This is a genomic window from Streptomyces sp. NPDC037083, assembly GCF_055606485.1.
This window is the reverse complement of the sequence record NZ_JBVJSQ010000023.1, coordinates 1-17,776: the sequence shown is the minus strand read 5'-3', so window position 1 is coordinate 17,776 and position 17,776 is coordinate 1. Positions and strand designations below refer to the sequence as shown.

The following is a 17,776-nucleotide window of genomic DNA, read 5'->3' as shown; positions in this document are numbered from 1 at the left end:
CCATGCCCAAGCAGAGCATCATGTGGACCGTGCTGCCGCGCGGCGGCGGCTCCGGCGGCGCCACCTTCGCCGTCCATGTCGCCCCACGGCTGCGCACCGACGGGAAGGACCTGGCCCTCGACGACTTCCCCGACTGGAAGGACTGGCCCGCAACCCTCGCCGGTGCCGCGTTCCGCCTGCACCTGCCAGAGACCGGCGCCACCCCCGTCCGCCTGGTGTCCGCCCCGGACAGCGCCCGTTGGAAGGCACTGTTCGCCGCGGACACCACCGTCCGCGGGCACGCCTTCGCCGACCACACCAAGCGGCTCGTCCGCTCCTACCCGGTCGGCCACGTGCTGTCCTTCCTGGCCGACCGCTGGGGCCGCTTCGGCGCCCTCTCCCCTGACCAGCCACCCTCCTACGGCGACCTTGTCGCGAGCACCGGCTTCGGGCCGATCGGCTTCGAGGAGGTCACCGTCGGCAGCGCGAAGAAGAGCGGCTACGGACGGCGCGACACCCTCGCCAAGGGACTGGAGGGCGACCTCGCCCGAAGCCGCGCCCTCGCCTTCGACCCGGCCGCCGCGAGCACCGCCGACGGCCTGGCCCAGGCGTTCCTCCAAGTGGACCGCTTCCACCGGCGGGGCAGGAAGCCCGGCTCGGGAGCCCTGCCCGCCCAGCCCCGGCAGCGGTTGGACTTCCACGAGGCCGTGGCGGCGACCCGCGAGTACCGACGGCTGCAGCGACTGCTGGGCCTGGTCCTGGAGTTCGAAGCCGCAGACCCGGCGGTGCGCTCCCTGCTGGCCGGCGCGTCCCGGGAGACCTGGGCGACCCTGGAGGTCACCTGGACGCCGAAGCTGCCGCCCGGCGGGAGCCCGGTCGACGTGCTGCCGCGCACCCGCTGCCTCATCGGCCAGAACCGCTTCGAGGCGACGCCGCGCGATGCCGCCGCGGCCGACACCGCCCGCGGCATGCTGCGGGTGGGCCGCACGGACCGCTTCCTCGTGGTCCCGGTGGACCCCGACGGCGGCGCCCTCCTGGCCCGCCAGTTCGCCGACACCGTCACCCGGTCCCGGATCCTCCGGGGCGGCCCGCGGGACAAGCGCAGCTATGCCGGCGCCGACCGATTCGCCCTGCCCGCCCTGCGGTCGGCCGGGCTGTCGGTCGCCCGGCTGGGCCGGGCCACCGCACTGGTGGACCGGCTCGACCGGGCCGCCGGCGCAAACTCCGCCGCGTACGGCACGGACGGCGCCCCGCACGGTGCGGCACCCGACTTCTACGCGGAGGACCTCGTACGTGGCGAGCGCTGGGACGTCCTCGACACTTCCGGCACCGCATGGCGGTCGTTGATGACCCGGACCGGCAGCTACGCCTTCCACCGGGACGGCCAGACGGTCAACGTGACGGAGGAGGGCCAGGTCACCGTGGCCCCCACCACCTCGGGCGAGGAGGGGGACACCGACCTGTACCTGGGCGAACCGCTCATGCGGTGGAACGGCTGGAGCCTGGCCGCCGCCCGGATCGGCCGCTCCCTCCAGGCCGACGGCACGTTCGCCGCGCCGGAGCCCGCCGAAGACCCCGACTTCCCCGTCACTCCGGACTTCACGGTGCCACCGCGCAGCCTGCCGCGGCTGCGGTTCGGGCGGACGTACCGCTTCCGAGCCCGCAGCGTGGACCTCGCCGGGGACAGCACCGCCTTCACCAAGGACGAGCTGTACCCCAACGAGCCCGAACTGCGCACGGCCGACGTGGTGTATCGGCGCTTCGAGCCCGTCCCCGGGCCGCAGGTTCTGCTGCGGGCACCGCACACCGCCGGGGAGTCCGTACTGCGGATGGTGATCCGCAGCGACAACGGCGACGACACCACGGCGAAGCCGACCGAGCGCCACGTCCTGCCGCCACGTGCCAGCCAGGCCCTGGCCGAGCAGCACGGCCAGCTCGACGCGGACGCCGCCGGGCACCCGCTCCGCCCCGAACTGTACGAGGTGCTCGCGACACGCGACGCGGCGCGCCTGGAAGACTTGCCGTCCGCGCACCGGGAAAAGGCACCCGACGACGACTCCTGGTACTTCGACACCGACAGCCTGGACGTGCCGTACCTGCCAGACCCCTTGGCCCGCCGGTTCCTCGTCCAGGGCCTGCCCGGCAGCACCACCACGCACACCGCGGACGCGCTGGGCAGCTGGCCCGAGGCACAGTCCTTCCGGCTGCGGGTGGTACGCGCCACCACCTCGAGCTGGTCCTGGAGCGGCCGCGAACTGGAGATCCGGCTCGCCCCCGGAGACGAGTACCCGCTGCGGCTGACCTCGCAGTTCGCCGACGCGGACCTCGACGTCCTCGGCGTGTGGCAGTGGATCCGGGACTGGGCGGCCGCGTGGAACGCCTCCCACTCCGCCGGCCAAGCGATCCCGCTGGACGCGCTGCGCCGGACCGCCGCGGACGGACGCCACCCCATGCTCTCCCCTTCCACGCCGGTCGCGGCGGTGCACGCCGTGCGCACGCCGCTTCAGGAGCCGAACGCCAAGAACCTGACCGCCGCCGACCGGCCCGCCGGGGGCACCGCCGTCCCGCTGAGCGGCGCCATCCTGCTGGACCGCCGCACGACCGGGACGCTGGACCTGCTCGCCTCCTGGGAGCACCCGGTGGACGACGGGCCGGGCACCGCCGACCCGGTGACGCCCCGCGGCTTCAAAGCCACCCCGGTGTCCCTGCGGGTCACCCGGCAGCCCGACCCGGACCCGGGGCCGGACGAGGTCTCCATCGACGGCACGCACGAACTCGACGACACCCGGCACCGCGTCATCACCTACACGGCCCTGGCCACCAGCCGCTACGTCGAGCACTTCCGGGAAGAGAGCACAGTCACCCTCGACGGCGGCAAGGCGACCCTGGCACCCTGCGAGGAGTCCACCCTGAAGATCCACGACGCGGCCACCGGGCGGCTGCTCACGCCCGCCCCGGCTGGCAGCGCCGACCCGGCCGCCGCGACCGGCGACTACCTCTACGCCCCGGGCACCCGGGTGCTGACCCGGACGACCTCCGGCGGCCTCGCCGACGACGCCCGGCTCACTGTGAGCGCGGTCGCACCCGGCATCCACCGCGAGTCCGCCGAAGAGGTTCGGCGGATCCCGAGCTCCGCCCGCCCGGCACCGCCGGTGGTGCGGCAGGTCGTCCCGCTGTTCCACTGGGACCAGCCCGCCAAGGGGCAGAGTCGCCGCCGGGGCAACGCGGTCCGCGTCTACCTGGAGCGGCCCTGGTGGTCCTCCGGAGCCGGGGAACGGCTCGGTGTGGTGGCCTTCGCGGGCGCCTCGGAACCCGTGGCGTCGCTGCTGCCGTACCTCACCACCTTGGGCACCGACCCGTCGGCGGTCTCCACCACCGTCACCCCCTGGCCCAAGGTGGACGCCTTCCCCCGGGCCACCGCGACAAGGACCGTGGCACTAGCCGAGGTCCCCAGCCAGACCGTGTCGATCGCCGGGCACGACGTCTCCTTCGACGCCGAACGCGACCTGTGGTACTCCGACATCGAGCTGCGCACCGCGTCGGGAACGCCGCCCGCCTCCTGGTTCCCGTTCCTACGGCTGGCCCTGGTGCGGTTCCAGCCGGAGTCGCTGGAGGACCTGTGGGTGTCCAAGGTCGTCCAGGCTCCGACCACGCAACTCACCCCGGAGCGGACAGCCACCGTGGTGCGGTCCGGCTCCTCGCTGAACGTGACGGTCACCGGCCCCGCCTACAGCGCCACCTCGCAGGGCACGGCGCGACCCACGATCCGGGCCCTTGTGGAACAGGCAGCACCGACGGTGCCGGATCCTCATCTGCGCTGGTCGGAGATCAGCACGGCCTACACGACCCTCACCGCCACAGGGACAGCCGCGAGAACCACGTGGAGCGGGACCGTGCCGCTGCCGGACGGCCGCTTCGGAGACGCACCGCGGCGGCTGCGACTGACGGAGACCGAGAAGCACCTCGACGGCCACGAGCGGCTGGTCTACCTGGACTTCCTGCCGCTGTGACCCCGAAGGCCGGTCGGCGCGCGTCACACCTCCGCGCCGACCGGGACTGTAAGACGTTCGGTGCAACTCCCGATCATGGAAGATGCATCGATGACCAATGAGTACGTGTCCGAGTCCGAGGGCGCCGAGTCCACATACGTGGTGTCGGCGAAGGCCGTGGACGACCAGTTGATCAACAAGCTGGTGAGCCGGGCCCAGGCCGAGGGCCTGCAGCTGACCGGCGAGGGCGGGCTGCAGCAGCAGCTGACCAAGCGGCTGCTGAAGTCCGCTCGTGAAGGCGAGATCACCGACCATCTCGGCTATGACAAGCACGATCCGGCGGGCAAGGACGGCGGCAACTCCCGCAACGGCAAACGCTCCAAGACCGTGCTGACCGATGTCGGCCCGGTGGAGATAACCGTGCCGCGCGACCGGGACGGCTCCTTCGAACCGAAGATCGTCAAGAAGCGGCAGAAGCGCCTGACCGGCGTCGACGAGATGGTCATGTCGCTGGCCGCGAAGGGCCTGACCACTGGCGAGGTGCAAGCCCACCTGGCCGAGGTCTATGGCGCCGAAGTCTCCCGCCAGACCATTTCGACCATCACCGACCAGATCCTCTATCGAGCTCGTGCACGATAGGCGGTGAGACGTCGAGCCCTTGATGGTTGATCATGGTCGGGTGGTGGGGAACACGACTCGCGCAGTGATCATCAGTAACCGCCGGATCACGGGCCTGTCAGCAGATGTGATCGCCGAACTCGTGGCCGAGGTAGGCCCGTTGTGGCATGAGCGTCACCAGGCCAGACTTGCCCGTCGACCGCGGAAGCGGGCCATGGGTGCCGGCGCGAAGCACCGGCTGGTGTTCGTCGACCGACTCCTGGCCACCCTCGTCCACCTCCGTCACGGGGCTACTCACGATGTGCTGGCCTGCTGGTTCGGCGTGGACCGCTCCACCATCACCCGCGCCATCGGAGAGGTGCGGCCCCTGCTCGCCGAGCGGGGGTGCACCGTCAGCCCCGACGTGCGGTTGCGGACCCTGGCCGAGGTCGTCGACCATCTCGGCGCCAGTGGGGAATTCGGCATCGTTGACGGCACTGAGATCCGGGTCCGGCGGCCCGCCGCCGGACGCAAGGACCGGGACAGGTTCATCTCCGGCAAGAACAAGCAGAACGCCGTCAAAGCCATGGTCGTCACGGACGGCGAGGGCCGCATGCTGTGGTGCAGCCCGACCCGTCCCGCAAGCTGCGCGGATATCACCCACGCCCGCCAGTTAGGGCTGGTCAAGCTCCTGGCCGACGGGCCCGCGGTCGAGATCCTCGCCGATGCCGGATACCAGGGCCTGGGCGCGCAGACTGGCGGACGCGTGGTGACACCACCGCATCGCAAGTTCAAGAAGAACGCCCCCGACTGGTACGAGGAGATGCACGAGCGCCAGCGCAAGGCGCACTCCTCACGACGCATCCGGGTCGAGCACGGCATCGCCCATCTGAAGAACTGGCGATCCCTGGCCCGCCACCTCGGCCGCCGTGAGCACATGAGCGACATCGTCCAGGCCATCGCCGGCCTGCTGTCCCATCAGCAGACCGCGGATCTGATCCCGGCACAGCAGATGTGAACACCGAGCCCTGCCGGAGTCCTCGACGTCTCACCGCCTACCGTGCACGAGCTCGTGCACGGTAGGCGGTGAGACGTCGAGCTCCGGATCGTCGATCATGGTCGTGTGGTGGGGAACGCGTCTCGTGCAGCGATCATCAGCGACCGGAGGATCACGGGCCTGTCGGCCGGCGTGATCGCTGAACTCGTGGCTGAGCTGGGCCCGTTGTGGCATGAACGGCACCAGGCCAGGCTTGCCTCCAGGCAGCGGAAGCGGGCTATCGGTGCCGGTGCGAAGCACCGGCTGGTCTTCGCCGACCGGCTCCTGGCCACCCTCGTGCACCTCCGCCACGGAGTCACGCACGACGTGCTCGCCTGCTGGTTCGGCGCGGACCGCTCCACCATCACCCGCGCCATCGGAGAGGTGCGGCCCCTGCTGGCCGAGCGAGGGTGCACCGTCAGCTCGGGGGTGCGGCTGCGGACCCTGGCCGAGGTCATCGACCACCTCGGCGCCGGGGAAGACCGGCATCATCGACGGCACCGAGATCCGAGTCCGGCGGCCCGCCGCCGGACGCAAGGACCGGGACAGGTTCATCTCCGGCAAGAACAAGCAGAACGCGGTCAAGACCATGGTCGTCACGGACGGCGACGGGCGAGTGCTCTTCTGCAGCCCGACCAGGCCCGGAAGCTGCGCGGACATTACCCACGCCCGCCAGTTAGGGCTGGTCAAGCTCCTGGCCGACGGGCCCGCGGTGGAGATCCTGGCCGATGCCGGCTACCAGGGCCTGGGCGCGCAGACAGGCGGACGGGTGATCACGCCCCCGCACCGCAAGTTCAAGAAGAACGCCCCGGACTGGTACGAGGACATGCACGAGCGACAGCGCAAGGCGCACTCCTCGAGGCGTATCTATGTCGAGCACGGCATCGCCCACCTGAAGAACTGGCGAGCTCTGACCCGCCACCTCGGCCGCCGCGAGCACATGAGCGACACCGTCCAGGCCATCGCCGGCCTGCTGTCCCACCAGCAGACCGCGGACCTGACGTCGGCACGGCAGATGTGAACACCGAGCCCCGCCGCCATCCTCGACGCCTCACCGCCTACCGTGCACGAGCTCGTTAGCCTGGGGCCCGCAAAGAGTCCTGGACGCACGTCGAATTCACGGCGGGCTTTCGCTCAAGACTTTTCGTTTGGTGTGATCATGCTAGATGCCGCTCCCATGACGAGTGAGGTTGTCGAGCGGTGGTGCCAGACGGTCTGTGGGAGCTCGGCCCGCGGGTGGTGCCTGCTTGTCCTCGCCGACCGGCCCGGTGACGTTTTCCTCAGGTCTACTGGGCCTTTATGGCCTGGAGGGTGTTGAGTGCTGCGGCACGATGGGCCGGCCAGAGAGCTGCCAGTACGCCGACGGCCGCTGAGGCCGCCAAAAAGAGGAGGATGCGCTCCCAGGGAATCTGCATTGTGTAGCCGCTGAGCAGTTTGGAGTGGGAGAAGAGGCTACCTATCGCCCATGCGGTGAAGATGCCCACGATGATGCCGAGCACCGAGCCGAAGAGCGAGATCACGATGGACTCGAGCCGGATCATCCGCCTGATGCCCTCTCGGCGCATACCGATCGCCCGCAGCATTCCGATCTCTTGGGAACGTGCGAAGACGGACAAGGCCATGGTGTTGACTACGCTGAGCACCGAGATGATCAGCGCCATACCGAGCAGCCCGTAGACCATGTTCAGCAGGAGGGTGACGCTTCCGGTGACCTCCTGCTGCAATGCCTGGTGGCCCTGCAGTTTGACCAGAGGGTTGTGCAGGGCCGTCTTGACGCGTTCCTGCACGTCGTTGGCATGGTTGGCTGTGGCCTTGACGAGGATGATGTCGTCCCGCTGCGCCGCCATGTGCGGGGCGAGGGTCTTTAGCGACATCAGATAGTTGGACAGCAGCGGATTGGCCCTGATGATGCCGCTGACGGTGAGGGGCTCCCTCTTGCCGTCGGCGAAGGTGACGGTGACGGTGTCGTTTACGTGGAGGTGGCCTCGTTCGGCGGCGGACTCGGTGACCACCAGGCCGGAGTCCAGGTGGGCGGCGCTTCCGGCTGTGTAGCGCAGTGTCAGGAGCCGGGTGATCACGGCGGGGTCGACCGCGGTCACCTTGTAGCCGGTGACCGTCCCGACGGATTCGACGGCGCCGGTACGGATCGGGGAGGCGTCGGTGACGCCAGGGACGGAGGCGATCGTCGCGCCGACCGAGGGGTCGAGCGGCTGGTCGTTGATCGTGCTGACTGTGAAGTCCGCCGGGAGACTGCCGGTGGTCTGCTTGGCAAGGACGGATCCGATCGAGGTGCCGATCACGGTGACCGCAGTGACCAGGGTCAAGCCCAGCATGAGAGAGGCCGTGGTGGAGGCGGTGCGCCGGGGGTTACGGCGGGCGTTCTCGGTAGCGAGCTTGCCATCGATGCCGAACCACTTGGTGAACGGCTTGTTGAGCAGTCCGAGCAGCGGCCTGGACAAGAACGGGGTGAGGATGACAAGCGCGATGTTCAGCAGTGCGGCGCTGGCACCGATGTAGTAACCGCCCGAGGTATTGCCAACGGCCATGCCTCGAGCACCCAGACCCACGCTGACTGCGGCGATCAGGAAACCCACGGCGTTGCGCAGACGCAGGCTGGCCTGCGTGGGCGTGGTGTGCACGCTGCTCATGGCGGCGATCGGGGGGATCTTGGACGCCCGGCGGCCGGGCAGCCAGGCAGCCAGTACGGTGACGGCGGTTCCCACCAGCAGAGAACCGGCGATGGTGCCGGGTGAGACCACGGTGTCGGTGCCGGGCAGGCCGGCGTTCATGAGGGCGTTGAGCACGGTGTGCAGTCCGCCGGCGATGAGGACGCCGAGGACCAGACCGATGGCGGAGGAGATCAGGCCGACGATGAGTGCTTCGAGCTGGACGGCCCGGGTGACTTGGCGGCGGGAGGCGCCGATGGCGCGGACGAGGGCGAGTTCGCGGGTGCGCTGGGCGACCAGCATGGTGAAGGTGTTGGCGATCAGGAAGATGCCGACGAACAGGGAGACCATGGCGAAGGCCAGGAAGACGTTGCTGAGGGTTTTCATGCTGGAGGCGTTGGCCGCTTTGTCGTCGCTGATGAGCTTGGCGGCAGTGATCGCTTCGCTGTTCCTGCCCAGCAGAGGTGTGATCTCCTTCAGCAGCTGCTGGTCGCTTGCCTCAGCTGCCGCAGTGACGACGATCCGGGCGTACTGACCGGGGGACCCGAACAGCCGCTGGGCGGTGGCGGTGTCGAAGAGGGTGTAGGTCGCTCCCGTGGTAGCCGCCGGACCGGTAGGAGTGAAGACGCCGACGAGTGTTTCCGCCATGACCGGTCCGTCGACGACCACGCGTACAGTGTCACCTACACGGAAGCCGGCCTTGGCGGCGGTGTGGGTGTCCAGTGCGATTTCTCCGGACTGCTGCGGAGCCCGCCCGTCGGTGAAGGAGTGATCGGGATCCTTGCCGTCTACGTCGGGGGCGAAGTTGGCGCCATGGGAAGCGTTGCCGACGACGTCGCCTGACCTGTTGACGACGTAGGTGTCACCAGAGACCTGACCTCGGGCGGAGGCGACGCCCGAAAGCGTGCGGACCCTCTCGAGCACGGTGCCGGTCAGGCCCGAGGCCTGCCCGTGCTCTTGGGCCTGCACGGTGGCTCTGACGGCGACGTCGACACCGGCGTTGTCTCTGGTGGCCTGGTCCTGATAGCCCTTGCTGATCGTGGCGCTGAAGATCAGGGTCGCGGCCACGAAGGCGACACCGAGGACCACGGTGAGCATGGTCATCAGCAGCCGGAGTCGGTGGGTGATGATGTTGCGTACGGCAAGACGGAACATAACGTCCTCCCTCCTCCTGTCAGGTCAGTTGGTGCGGGTGCGGGCGTCGAAGCGCTTCATGCGGTCCAGGACCACGTCCGCCGTGGGCTGTGCGAGTTCGTCGACGATCCGGCCGTCAGCCAGGAAAAGCACGCGGTCCGCGTAGGAGGCAGCCACCGGATCATGGGTGACCATGACGATCGTCTGTTCCAGGTCGCGCACCGAATTGCGCAGGAAAGACAGGATCTCCGCCCCTGCCCTCGAGTCGAGGTTGCCCGTGGGCTCGTCGCCGAAGATGATCGCGGGCCGGGATGCCAAGGCGCGGGCGGCGGCGACGCGCTGCTGCTGACCGCCGGAGAGTTCGGCGGGGCGGTGTCCGAGGCGGTCGGTCAGGCCGACGGTGGCCACGATCCGGTCCAGCCATGCCTGATCCGGCTTGCGGCCCGCGATGGCGAGCGGCAGCGTGATGTTCTCCATTGCGGTGAGCGTGGGGAGCAGGTTGAACGCCTGGAAGATGAAACCGACCCGGTCGCGCCGCAGCCGGGTCAGCTGGCGGTCCTTGAGGGTGCCCAGCTCGACACCGTCGATCTGCACGGATCCGTCGGTGAGCGAGTCCAAGCCGGCCAGGCAGTGCAGGAACGTGGACTTACCCGACCCCGAGGGGCCCATGATGGCGGTGAATTCGCCGCGCCGGAACTCTGCGGAGACCTGATCCAGGGCCACCACCCGGGTGTCCCCGCTGCCATACACCTTGGAGAGCCGGGTGGCACGAGCAACGACGTCTCGGGCCGGCCCGGGGACCGCGGCAGGGGTGGGCATGGGATACACGGTGGACATCAGAGCACTCCGTCATCGGTGGCCGAGGGAACACCGCAAAGCTAGGCGGGGAGGGTGGAGCGGCGGATCACGCTGCGGAGCCAACCCGGTCCCGTACTGGGGTAGGTCCCGCACCCTGCGGCACCCCGCCGGACTCATACCGGGGTATGAGTTCGAACTGGCTCTGCGGGGTGAAGAGGTCGTCCGATCAGCCGCATACGCTGGCCCTGCCATGAACCCTCGTCACTGGCCACGCGCCCTGTTCGTCTCCGAACAACCAGCCCCCATGTCTGCCGCCGCCTCCCGCCACGGCCGTCAGCCCATGCTGCAGTACACCGTTGCAGCGACATTGACAGCTCTGATCGGCGCACTGGGATGCTGGACCATGTTCCACGGATACGGCGTCGGCGTAGCGTCCGCCGTGGTCCTGGCCGCCGTCCAGTCCGCCCCACTGTTCCTGGCAGTCACCCGCCCGTTGCAAGCGTGGTGGATCATGATGGCCGCAGACGTAGCAACTTCCACAGTGCTGTTCCATGCTCCGAGGCTGGAGGGAAATAGCTGGCCTTGGCCGCCGGCCGTGATCCTCGGACAGCTTGTGCTGCTGGTGGCCGTGGCCCGCCGGGAACGGCGTCCCGCCCTGGTGGCTGTCTGGGTGGTCCTCACCGTCTCGGGTCTGGCCATCGCGGCCGCCTCACCGCACAACCGCGACAAAGGCGACGTGCTGCTGGCCGTCCTCGGCGGCGGGATCCTGCTGGTGGGTGGGGTTTTGCGCGAGCGCCGCGAGGCGCTTCAGCGACTGGGTGAACAGCAGTTGATCGCCCAGTCGGAACGGGCCAGGCACACCCTTCTGGAGGAGCGGGCCCGGATCGCCCGGGAGCTGCACGACGTGGTCGCCCACCACATGTCGGTTATCACCGTCCAGGCCGACAGCGCGCCCTACCGGATTCCCGGGACGCCGACGGCTGCGCAGGAGGAGTTCGCTGCGATCGCGGTCGCCGCCCGCCAATCGCTGTCCGAGATGCGCATGCTCCTCGGCGTGCTGCGCAGCGAGGACTCAGACGACGAGCGTCGCCCGCAGCCGGGACTGGACGGTATGCCGCACCTGGTCGAGGCCGTCGCCCGGGCCGGTGTCCCAGTGGACCTGGTTCTCGACGATGGGGTCGGAGATCTCAAGGGTCTGATCTCGTCGACGGTGGAGCTGTCGGCCTACCGGATCGTGCAGGAGGCGCTTGCGAACGTCGTGCGGCACGCGCCGGGAGCGCGGACCCGCATCGAGGTGAGGCTGCTGCCCGATCGCAGCAGCCTGACGGTCCTGGTCGCCAATGCCACTCCGCAGCAGTCCTCGGGCGCCCTGGAAACCAGCAGTACCGGGCACGGCCTCGTAGGGATGCGCGAGCGAGTTCGCCTGCTCGGGGGCACCCTGAAGACCGGGCCGACCCCCGGCGGTGGCTTCCAGGTCGCCGCCCGACTCCCCCTTCCAGCCCTTCCCCGCAAGGAAACCCCCATCACATGACGATCCGGGTAGTCGTCATCGACGACCAAGCCATGGTCCGCGCGGGCTTCACCGCCGTGCTAACCGGGCAGAGCGACATCGACGTGGTCGGCGAGGCCGCCAACGGACGCGAAGGGATACAAGTCTGCCGCGACCTCCAGCCCGACGTGGTCCTCATGGACGTGCGCATGCCGGAAATGGACGGCCTGGAGGCCGTCCGCCAGCTGCTGAACCCACCACCCGGGGTCACCTACTGCCCCAAGGTGCTGATGCTCACCACCTACGACATCGACACCTACATCTATGAGGCGCTCAAGGCCGGCGCCAGCGGCTTCCTGCTCAAGGACGCGCCCATCACCGACCTGACCCGAGCGGTCCGTGTCGTCGCGGAGGGCGACGCACTGCTGTCGCCCTCGGTCACCCGCCGCCTCATCGCCGACTTCGCGGGCAGATGGCCCGCGGCACGCCCGGACGCGGGCGACAACGCCCGGCTGGGGAGCCTGACTCCACGGGAGACCGAAATCCTCCTTCTCCTCGCCCGCGGCCAGAGCAACACGCAGATCGCCCAGAACCTCGTCGTCGCCGAGCAGACCGTGAAGACCCACATCGGCAACATCTTCGCCAAGCTCAATCTGCGCGACCGCGCCCAAGCGGTGATCTTCGCCTACGAGTCGGGACTGATAACCCCCGGCAACCGGTAACGCGGGGACCGTATGGTGGTCAACGCCCTCTGGCCATTCGGGGGGTGGGGACTTGTCATGGGCGCCGTCACTGCACCTTGGCCTCATCTCAATGTGACGGTGCGAACAGCGCCCAGGGTGAGCAACACTGCGATGACTGCGATTCCAAGCGATGTACTCACTATGGGGAATACGTCGCTGAGAGTGAGGCCGCCGGAGCCTGCGAGCGCGGTCGAGCCCAGGTTGATGGCGCGGGTGTTGATGGCTTGCGGCAGGATGTAGCTCAGGGGCCGAAGCACGACGGATGTGACCGTGGCGACTCCGATGGCGCAGCCGAGCAGGCAGATCGCGACCGGCGCGGCGAAGGACTTCATCAGCATGGACAGCAGCGACTGGATCGCGATGAGTGGCGGCGCGGCGACCACGGAGACGATGCCGACCAGGACGAACTGCCAGGGGACCGGCGCGTGCGAACGCATCCTTCGACTTGCACCGGGCGGCACCGGCCGTCTCGCCGATGACGACGGCCGCGCCAATCACTCCGCATCCGGGGATATCCAGCAGCGAGAGCGCCGGCGTCTCCACCAGTCTGCGCAGGCGTGCCTCCAGAGCGTTGATCTGCTCGGTCAGCCTGCGGCACTCACCCACAAGGTCGCGGGCGATCTCCACGACGACTCCTGCGCGGCGTGTCGAGCTCCGCAGCCAGCATGTCGAACACGCACAGGCGGCGTAATCCCCGGGAAGGAACCGGGAGCTTCGGATCGATCTCGTGCAGGAACCAGCGCAGCTCGTTCGCCGCCGCGGTCCGGCTCCGCACCAGGCGCTGGCGATGGACGACCAGCAGCTTGATGTCGCGCGCGGGTCCGGCAAGGCTGGCGCGCGGGGCAGCTCGGGTTCTCGCTGGGCCACCCGTGCGACCGCCTCGGCGTCGATCGGCTCAGACTTGCCCCGCTCCCGACCGAGCGTCGGGCCCCGGCCATGAGCCGCGGCAGTCCCGATAGCCAGCAGGACCTACCCGAGCTGGGCAATCCATTTGAGCGCCTGGACATGACCGGACGGAGTGGCCTTGACGGTGATCCCGTCCGCCCTGCGTCCCAGCTGGTCGACCGCAACCAGCGTATGCGTCTTCTTGTGACCGTCGATGCCGACAACGTGCAAGGGAACCTCCGCAGTCCGGCGGAGAGTTGACTGACGCCTCCACCGCGGGGGCGCGCCTCAATCGGGCTCGCGCGGCACGCTATCAGGCAACTCCGGGCAGAGGCCCGGGCTGGCGGGGCGGCACATCGCCGACAAGCCACCACCGGTTCTCGGCCCGCAGCCGCTTGATCTCCGCGGCCTCCTCGGACGTCGTGCTGGGCCGCTGGCCCGCCTCCACCTCGACCTTGCGGACCCACGTCCGCACCGTCTCCGCCGCACCGATGCCCAGCTTCGCCGCGACCGCCTTCATCGCGGCCCACTCGGTTGGGTAGTTCGGACGGATCTCCGCGACCATGCGCACTGCACGTTCACGAAGCTCGGGCCGGTCACCTCGCCGGTGGACCTGACGATGGTGCCCGAGCACCGGCGTGGGCACGGCGCGTTGTACGGAGCTCTCAACCGGGGCCGGTTCGACGTCGAGAAGCAACGGACCTTGCTCGCCGGGCTGCCGTTGCCCCGGTTCGAGGGCGGGCGCCTGGGTCCCAGGCCACTGACCTGGGGTTTTGGATCAGGACGGGCTCGACTCCAGGTTCGCGTCCCGGGCCAGGAGTGCCGCCTGCACTCGGTTGTCGCAGTCGAGCTTGATGAGGATGCGGCTGACGTACGCCTTCACTGTGGCCTCGCTCATGTGCAGGCGGGCGCCCGCGGCCGCGTTGGACAGGCCCTCGCCCAGGAGGGCCAGGACGTCGCGCTCCCGTTCGGTCAGGCCGGCCAGGCGGCGGCGTGCCTCCTCGCCCCGCGTGGTGGCGGCGGGGGAGGCGAGGGTGTCCGCGACGTGCTTGGTGGCGGCTGGGGAGAGAAAGGCGTTGCCGACCGCCGCCGCGCGCACTGCCTGGATCAGCTCCTGCGGCGCGGAGTCCTTCAGCAGGAAGCCCGCGCCGCCGTGGCCGAGCGCCCGCAGGACGTTCTCGCGTTCGCCGAACGTGGTCAGGATCAACACGCGCACATGTGGCGCGGCCCTGCGCATCTCGGCCAGCCCGGTCAGCCCGTCCATCACCGGCATCCGGATGTCCAGCAGGGCCACGTCCACCGCGGTGCTCCGCGCGGTCTCCACCGCCTCCCGGCCGTTCCCGGCCTCGGCCACGACGTCGATGTCGTCGGCCGAGGTGAGGATCATCCTGATGCCGGCCCTGATGAGCGGCTCGTCGTCGGCGACGAGGACCCGGATCACGCGGCCTCCTGCGGGGCGTGGGTGTGATGAACGGATGGTAGAGCCCCGCCATCATGCCCGATCCCGTCACCTGTGCGGCCGCTCGCCGCCGGTCATCCTGGAAGCTTTCCAGGCGTTTCTTCGTTCGTGCCGGTCATTTCTTCGTTCTTGTAGGAGTCCTTCGCGACCAGCTTCCCGTCGCGGAAGCAGAACCGGTAGACGTTTTCGCCGTTTTTGCCCAGGTAGTGACTGCACTTCGCGCCCTCGGGCAGCGGCGGGCCGTGCTTGTCCTGGCCCTCGGTGAGCACGGAACTGCCGTCCGGCAGTTCGGCCTTGACATCCGCCTCGGCGTCGCCGACCTGCGCAGACTTGTACACGCTTGCCGATATCGTGCCGCTCTTATACTCCTCAACCAAGGCCTTTAGCCCCCAAGCCGTGCAGGCGGCGGGGCCCACGAACAGGACGACGGCGGTGACGGCACAGCCGAGTGCGATCTTCTTCTTGCTGCTCATGACGGCGGCGAACTCCCCTTGCGGATCGGAACGATCAATGACCGCTCCAGCGTCACCCGCCGCACCCCCGTGGAGCAGTCCCCGAAAGTCGTTGTTCGAGGCGACGGAGGTCGCATCGTCCGGGCTGTGGAACGTCGCGCTGCCGCTGTAGGGCAGTACACAGGCGAGGCGGAAACCGCCTTCGGCAGTGGGGCCTGCATGTACCATGCCACCGAGCAGCAAGGCCCGCTCCCGCAGCCCCGTGAGGCCTTGTCCGCCACTGACCGCGGGCGGTGCCGCCTGCGGTCCGGCCGGCACGGGCCCATTGGCCACCTCGACCACCAGACTGTCCGGCTCGTAGCGCAGCGCCACGGTGATCGGGGCGCCCGGCGCGTGCTTGTGCGCGTTGGTCAGACCCTCCTGCGCTATGCGGTACGCCGCGTGGTCGGCGGCGGGCGCAAGGGGCCGTACGGTACCGGAGCGGTGGAGTTCCACAGCCGCGCCCACCGCCCGGGACGACTCGACCAGGCCATCGACGGTGGCCGCCACACGGGCCGTCGGATGCTCTGCGCTGACCGGGTCCGGCCCCTGTCCGGCAGGCGCCGCGGTGCCGTCCTGGAGGATGCCCACCACCTCACGCAGCTCCTGCATCGCGGCCCGGGACGCCTCACGCAGGATGCCCACTCCTTCCCGTTGACGGCCGATCAGATCTGGGTCCACTTCCAGCGCCCCGAGGTGCACGGTGATCAGCGCGAGCTGGTGGCCGAGACTGTCGTGCATGTCATGGGCAATGCGCTGCCGTTCCAGGAGCTGGGCCTGCCGCGCCACCATCGCCTGCTCGCGGACAAGTTGGGCATTGTGCCTCCGCAAGGCATCCAGTAGGGCATGGCGCTGGGAACGGTACCGGGAGGCGAGGCCCGGTACGACCGCCAGCGTGAGGAACGCGCCCGCGGACAGTACGGCCGTCGTGAGCAGCAGCCACAGCTCGACCTCCTGGTCGACCTCGTTGCCGGTGGCGAGCGCGACGTGGAGCACGAATGCGGCGGCGTACACGGCCAGCGCACGACCGCGGCGCATGATGCGGCTGCCCGCCGACCAGCTCGCGTAGATCAGCAGTGGTGCCGCGCCGGCCAGGGGCCCGGCCAACGCCGACGAGACCAGCAGCACGGTCGCGGGCAGCGAACGGCGGGCCAGTGACAGTACGGCGACCGCCAGGGCCACGACGCCGACCCGCACAGCCGATTCGTCCTCCAGGCCGTCGAGAAGCCCGGCCAGCCCGGCGAGCACAACGGTGAGCGCGGCTTCCCCGACGATCCGCCTACGGGGCCACGGGGAGGCGGCGACGAGCCGGGACAGGAGTGGTCGGTCGGTGCAAGGTGACTGCGCTGCATCATTCACACGCAGACGATAGACAGCCGCCCCGGGACACCCGCATCCGCCCTTCGACGCGGACCAGAACGACGAAAGTTGGCAACCCGTCTCTGCCGACACCGTCAACTTTGGTCGCGATGGCTGTCGCCTTCCGGATGCTGCCTCGGGCGACGGCATGCCGCCACGATGACTCCGCCGGACAGAAGCGAAGGCGTTCGAAGATCACCAGTTTGGGGAGCGGAACAGTGGACAGCGCGCGACAGCAAGCGAACGAGCGTTTCACCATCCGGCAGAAGATCACCTTCATGATCAATCGGTACGTCGTGACCGAAATGCTGCCGGACGGCTCCGACGGCAGGGTCGTCGCCTTCGCCGAGCAGAAGCGCATGGCGCTCAAGGAGCAGATGACCTTCTACACCGACGAGTCCAAGGATTACGTCCTGTTCACCGCCAAGGCCCGCCAGGTCCTTGACGTCGGTGCCGTCTACGACGTGCGGGACGCGAGGGACAACCTCATCGGCACCTTCCGCAAGAAGGCCGCCGCCTCCTTGCTGCGCTCGACATGGGAGCTGGACCAGCCGGGCTCGGTCGCGGCCGTCGGGCGGGAGCGCAACCTGTTCGTGGCCGTGCTGCGCCGGGGCTGGCCGCTGCTGCCGCTCGAGGTGCCGTTCATGTGGCCGTACCACTTCGACTTCACCTCAGGCGACAAGCAAGTGATGAGAGTCGACAAGAAGATAGGGCTGCGTGACCGCTATCTGGTCGACGTGGCCTCGCCTGACCTCGACCTGCGTCTCGCGTTCGCGCAGGCCGTGGCCCTGGACGCGCTCCAGTCCCGCTGACCGGACCACCTCTTGGCCGCACCCCTCCTCGGTTCCGGACGACGCCTGGAAGAAGGAGGAAGCACTCCGCGCACCGTGGTCCCATCAGCCATCTGCCGCGTGGGACACCGGCCGCCCGGTCGGCAGTCAGGCCTCCATAATCGCCGCTGTCAGCGACCGTAAGCGCGCCGCCCGGCTACTCGCCGAAGTGTGCGCGAGAGATGCGGGACAGCGCAGGAGGGGGACACGGACGCTTGCGTCACAACGGAGCACAGGCTGCGGTCTTGACGGTGACGATCTGGAAGTGCAGGCCGCGCTGCTTGGTGTAGCCGAACGAGGCGCCCTGCTTGGCCGGCCCGT

At 69.3% G+C, this 17,776-nt stretch carries 11 protein-coding genes and 4 pseudogenes; 9 read left to right on the top strand and 6 right to left on the bottom strand.

What is annotated here, in order from left to right:
- Positions 1 to 2 precede the first annotated feature (2 nt).
- The 5 genes and pseudogenes from ACZ7DE_RS38775 (at position 3) to ACZ7DE_RS38755 (ending at position 6,622) form a co-directional block, all read left to right on the top strand.
- On the top strand, positions 3 to 3,989 hold the full coding sequence (locus tag ACZ7DE_RS38775; protein ID WP_470769092.1) for a hypothetical protein: 3,987 nt from the start codon (positions 3 to 5) through the stop codon (positions 3,987 to 3,989).
- 90 nt (positions 3,990 to 4,079) lie between these two features.
- Positions 4,080 to 4,586 (top strand): annotated as a pseudogene (locus ACZ7DE_RS38770) (transposase); the annotation flags it as partial.
- A gap of 214 nt (positions 4,587 to 4,800) precedes the next feature.
- Positions 4,801 to 5,583, top strand: a complete 783-nt coding sequence (locus tag ACZ7DE_RS38765; RefSeq protein ID WP_470769091.1) for a transposase — start codon at positions 4,801 to 4,803, stop codon at positions 5,581 to 5,583.
- A 105-nt stretch (positions 5,584 to 5,688) separates the two neighbouring features.
- Positions 5,689 to 5,955: pseudogene (locus ACZ7DE_RS38760) on the top strand (helix-turn-helix domain-containing protein); the annotation flags it as partial.
- Positions 5,846 to 6,622: a transposase family protein gene (locus tag ACZ7DE_RS38755; RefSeq protein ID WP_470769090.1), complete on the top strand. Its 777-nt coding sequence runs from the start codon at positions 5,846 to 5,848 to the stop codon at positions 6,620 to 6,622. The pseudogene ACZ7DE_RS38760 and the gene ACZ7DE_RS38755, both read left to right, overlap by 110 nt.
- A 265-nt stretch (positions 6,623 to 6,887) precedes the next feature.
- Here ACZ7DE_RS38755 and ACZ7DE_RS38750 read toward each other — a convergent pair whose 3' ends face one another.
- Together ACZ7DE_RS38750 and ACZ7DE_RS38745 are read right to left on the bottom strand one after the other, a co-directional pair.
- Complete coding sequence (locus ACZ7DE_RS38750; RefSeq protein WP_470769089.1) at positions 6,888 to 9,371, bottom strand: ABC transporter permease; 2,484 nt, start codon at positions 9,369 to 9,371, stop codon at positions 6,888 to 6,890.
- A 75-nt stretch (positions 9,372 to 9,446) separates the two neighbouring features.
- Entirely contained in the window at positions 9,447 to 10,220 is a 774-nt protein-coding gene (locus ACZ7DE_RS38745) for an ABC transporter ATP-binding protein (RefSeq protein WP_470769088.1), read from the bottom strand.
- 319 nt (positions 10,221 to 10,539) lie between these two features.
- Between ACZ7DE_RS38745 and ACZ7DE_RS38740 the strand changes: the two genes are divergently transcribed.
- Both ACZ7DE_RS38740 and ACZ7DE_RS38735 read left to right on the top strand, forming a co-directional pair.
- Entirely contained in the window at positions 10,540 to 11,730 is a 1,191-nt protein-coding gene (locus ACZ7DE_RS38740) for a sensor histidine kinase (RefSeq protein WP_470769087.1), read from the top strand.
- Entirely contained in the window at positions 11,727 to 12,410 is a 684-nt protein-coding gene (locus ACZ7DE_RS38735) for a response regulator transcription factor (protein WP_470769086.1), read from the top strand. Before ACZ7DE_RS38740 ends, ACZ7DE_RS38735 begins: the two co-directional genes overlap by 4 nt.
- 83 nt (positions 12,411 to 12,493) lie before the next feature.
- Here ACZ7DE_RS38735 and ACZ7DE_RS38730 read toward each other — a convergent pair whose 3' ends face one another.
- On the bottom strand, positions 12,494 to 12,868 hold the full coding sequence (locus ACZ7DE_RS38730) for a hypothetical protein (protein WP_470769085.1): 375 nt from the start codon (positions 12,866 to 12,868) through the stop codon (positions 12,494 to 12,496).
- Positions 12,869 to 13,692: 824 nt separating this feature from the next.
- Positions 13,693 to 13,881, bottom strand: a pseudogene (locus tag ACZ7DE_RS38725) (IS3-like element ISMyma3 family transposase); the annotation flags it as partial.
- 24 nt (positions 13,882 to 13,905) lie between these two features.
- On the opposite strand from ACZ7DE_RS38725, the pseudogene ACZ7DE_RS38720 reads away from it, so the two are divergent.
- Positions 13,906 to 14,064: pseudogene (locus tag ACZ7DE_RS38720) on the top strand (transposase); the annotation flags it as partial.
- A gap of 30 nt (positions 14,065 to 14,094) precedes the next feature.
- Here the strand turns inward: ACZ7DE_RS38720 and ACZ7DE_RS38715 are convergent.
- Together ACZ7DE_RS38715 and ACZ7DE_RS38710 are read right to left on the bottom strand one after the other, a co-directional pair.
- Complete coding sequence (locus ACZ7DE_RS38715) at positions 14,095 to 14,757, bottom strand: response regulator (RefSeq protein WP_470769084.1); 663 nt, start codon at positions 14,755 to 14,757, stop codon at positions 14,095 to 14,097.
- A 92-nt stretch (positions 14,758 to 14,849) separates the two neighbouring features.
- Complete coding sequence (locus ACZ7DE_RS38710; RefSeq protein ID WP_470769083.1) at positions 14,850 to 16,625, bottom strand: sensor histidine kinase; 1,776 nt, start codon at positions 16,623 to 16,625, stop codon at positions 14,850 to 14,852.
- 218 nt (positions 16,626 to 16,843) lie between these two features.
- Here ACZ7DE_RS38710 and ACZ7DE_RS38705 point away from each other — a divergent pair, with 218 nt between their 5' ends.
- On the top strand, positions 16,844 to 17,437 hold the full coding sequence (locus tag ACZ7DE_RS38705) for an LURP-one-related family protein (RefSeq protein WP_470769082.1): 594 nt from the start codon (positions 16,844 to 16,846) through the stop codon (positions 17,435 to 17,437).
- The last annotated feature ends 339 nt before the right edge of the window (positions 17,438 to 17,776 follow it).

Excerpts from the sequence above, each read along its gene's own strand:
- ACZ7DE_RS38775 (WP_470769092.1), top strand. The coding sequence starts at position 3 with ATGCCCAAGCAGAGCATCATGTGGACCGTGCTGCCGCGCGGCGGCGGC.
- ACZ7DE_RS38765 (WP_470769091.1), top strand. The coding sequence starts at position 4,801 with ATGGGTGCCGGCGCGAAGCACCGGCTGGTGTTCGTCGACCGACTCCTG.
- ACZ7DE_RS38750 (WP_470769089.1), bottom strand. The coding sequence starts at position 9,371 with ATGACCATGCTCACCGTGGTCCTCGGTGTCGCCTTCGTGGCCGCGACC.
- ACZ7DE_RS38745 (WP_470769088.1), bottom strand. The coding sequence starts at position 10,220 with ATGCCCACCCCTGCCGCGGTCCCCGGGCCGGCCCGAGACGTCGTTGCT.
- ACZ7DE_RS38740 (WP_470769087.1), top strand. The coding sequence starts at position 10,540 with ATGCTGCAGTACACCGTTGCAGCGACATTGACAGCTCTGATCGGCGCA.
- ACZ7DE_RS38735 (WP_470769086.1), top strand. The coding sequence starts at position 11,727 with ATGACGATCCGGGTAGTCGTCATCGACGACCAAGCCATGGTCCGCGCG.
- ACZ7DE_RS38730 (WP_470769085.1), bottom strand. The coding sequence starts at position 12,868 with ATGCGTTCGCACGCGCCGGTCCCCTGGCAGTTCGTCCTGGTCGGCATC.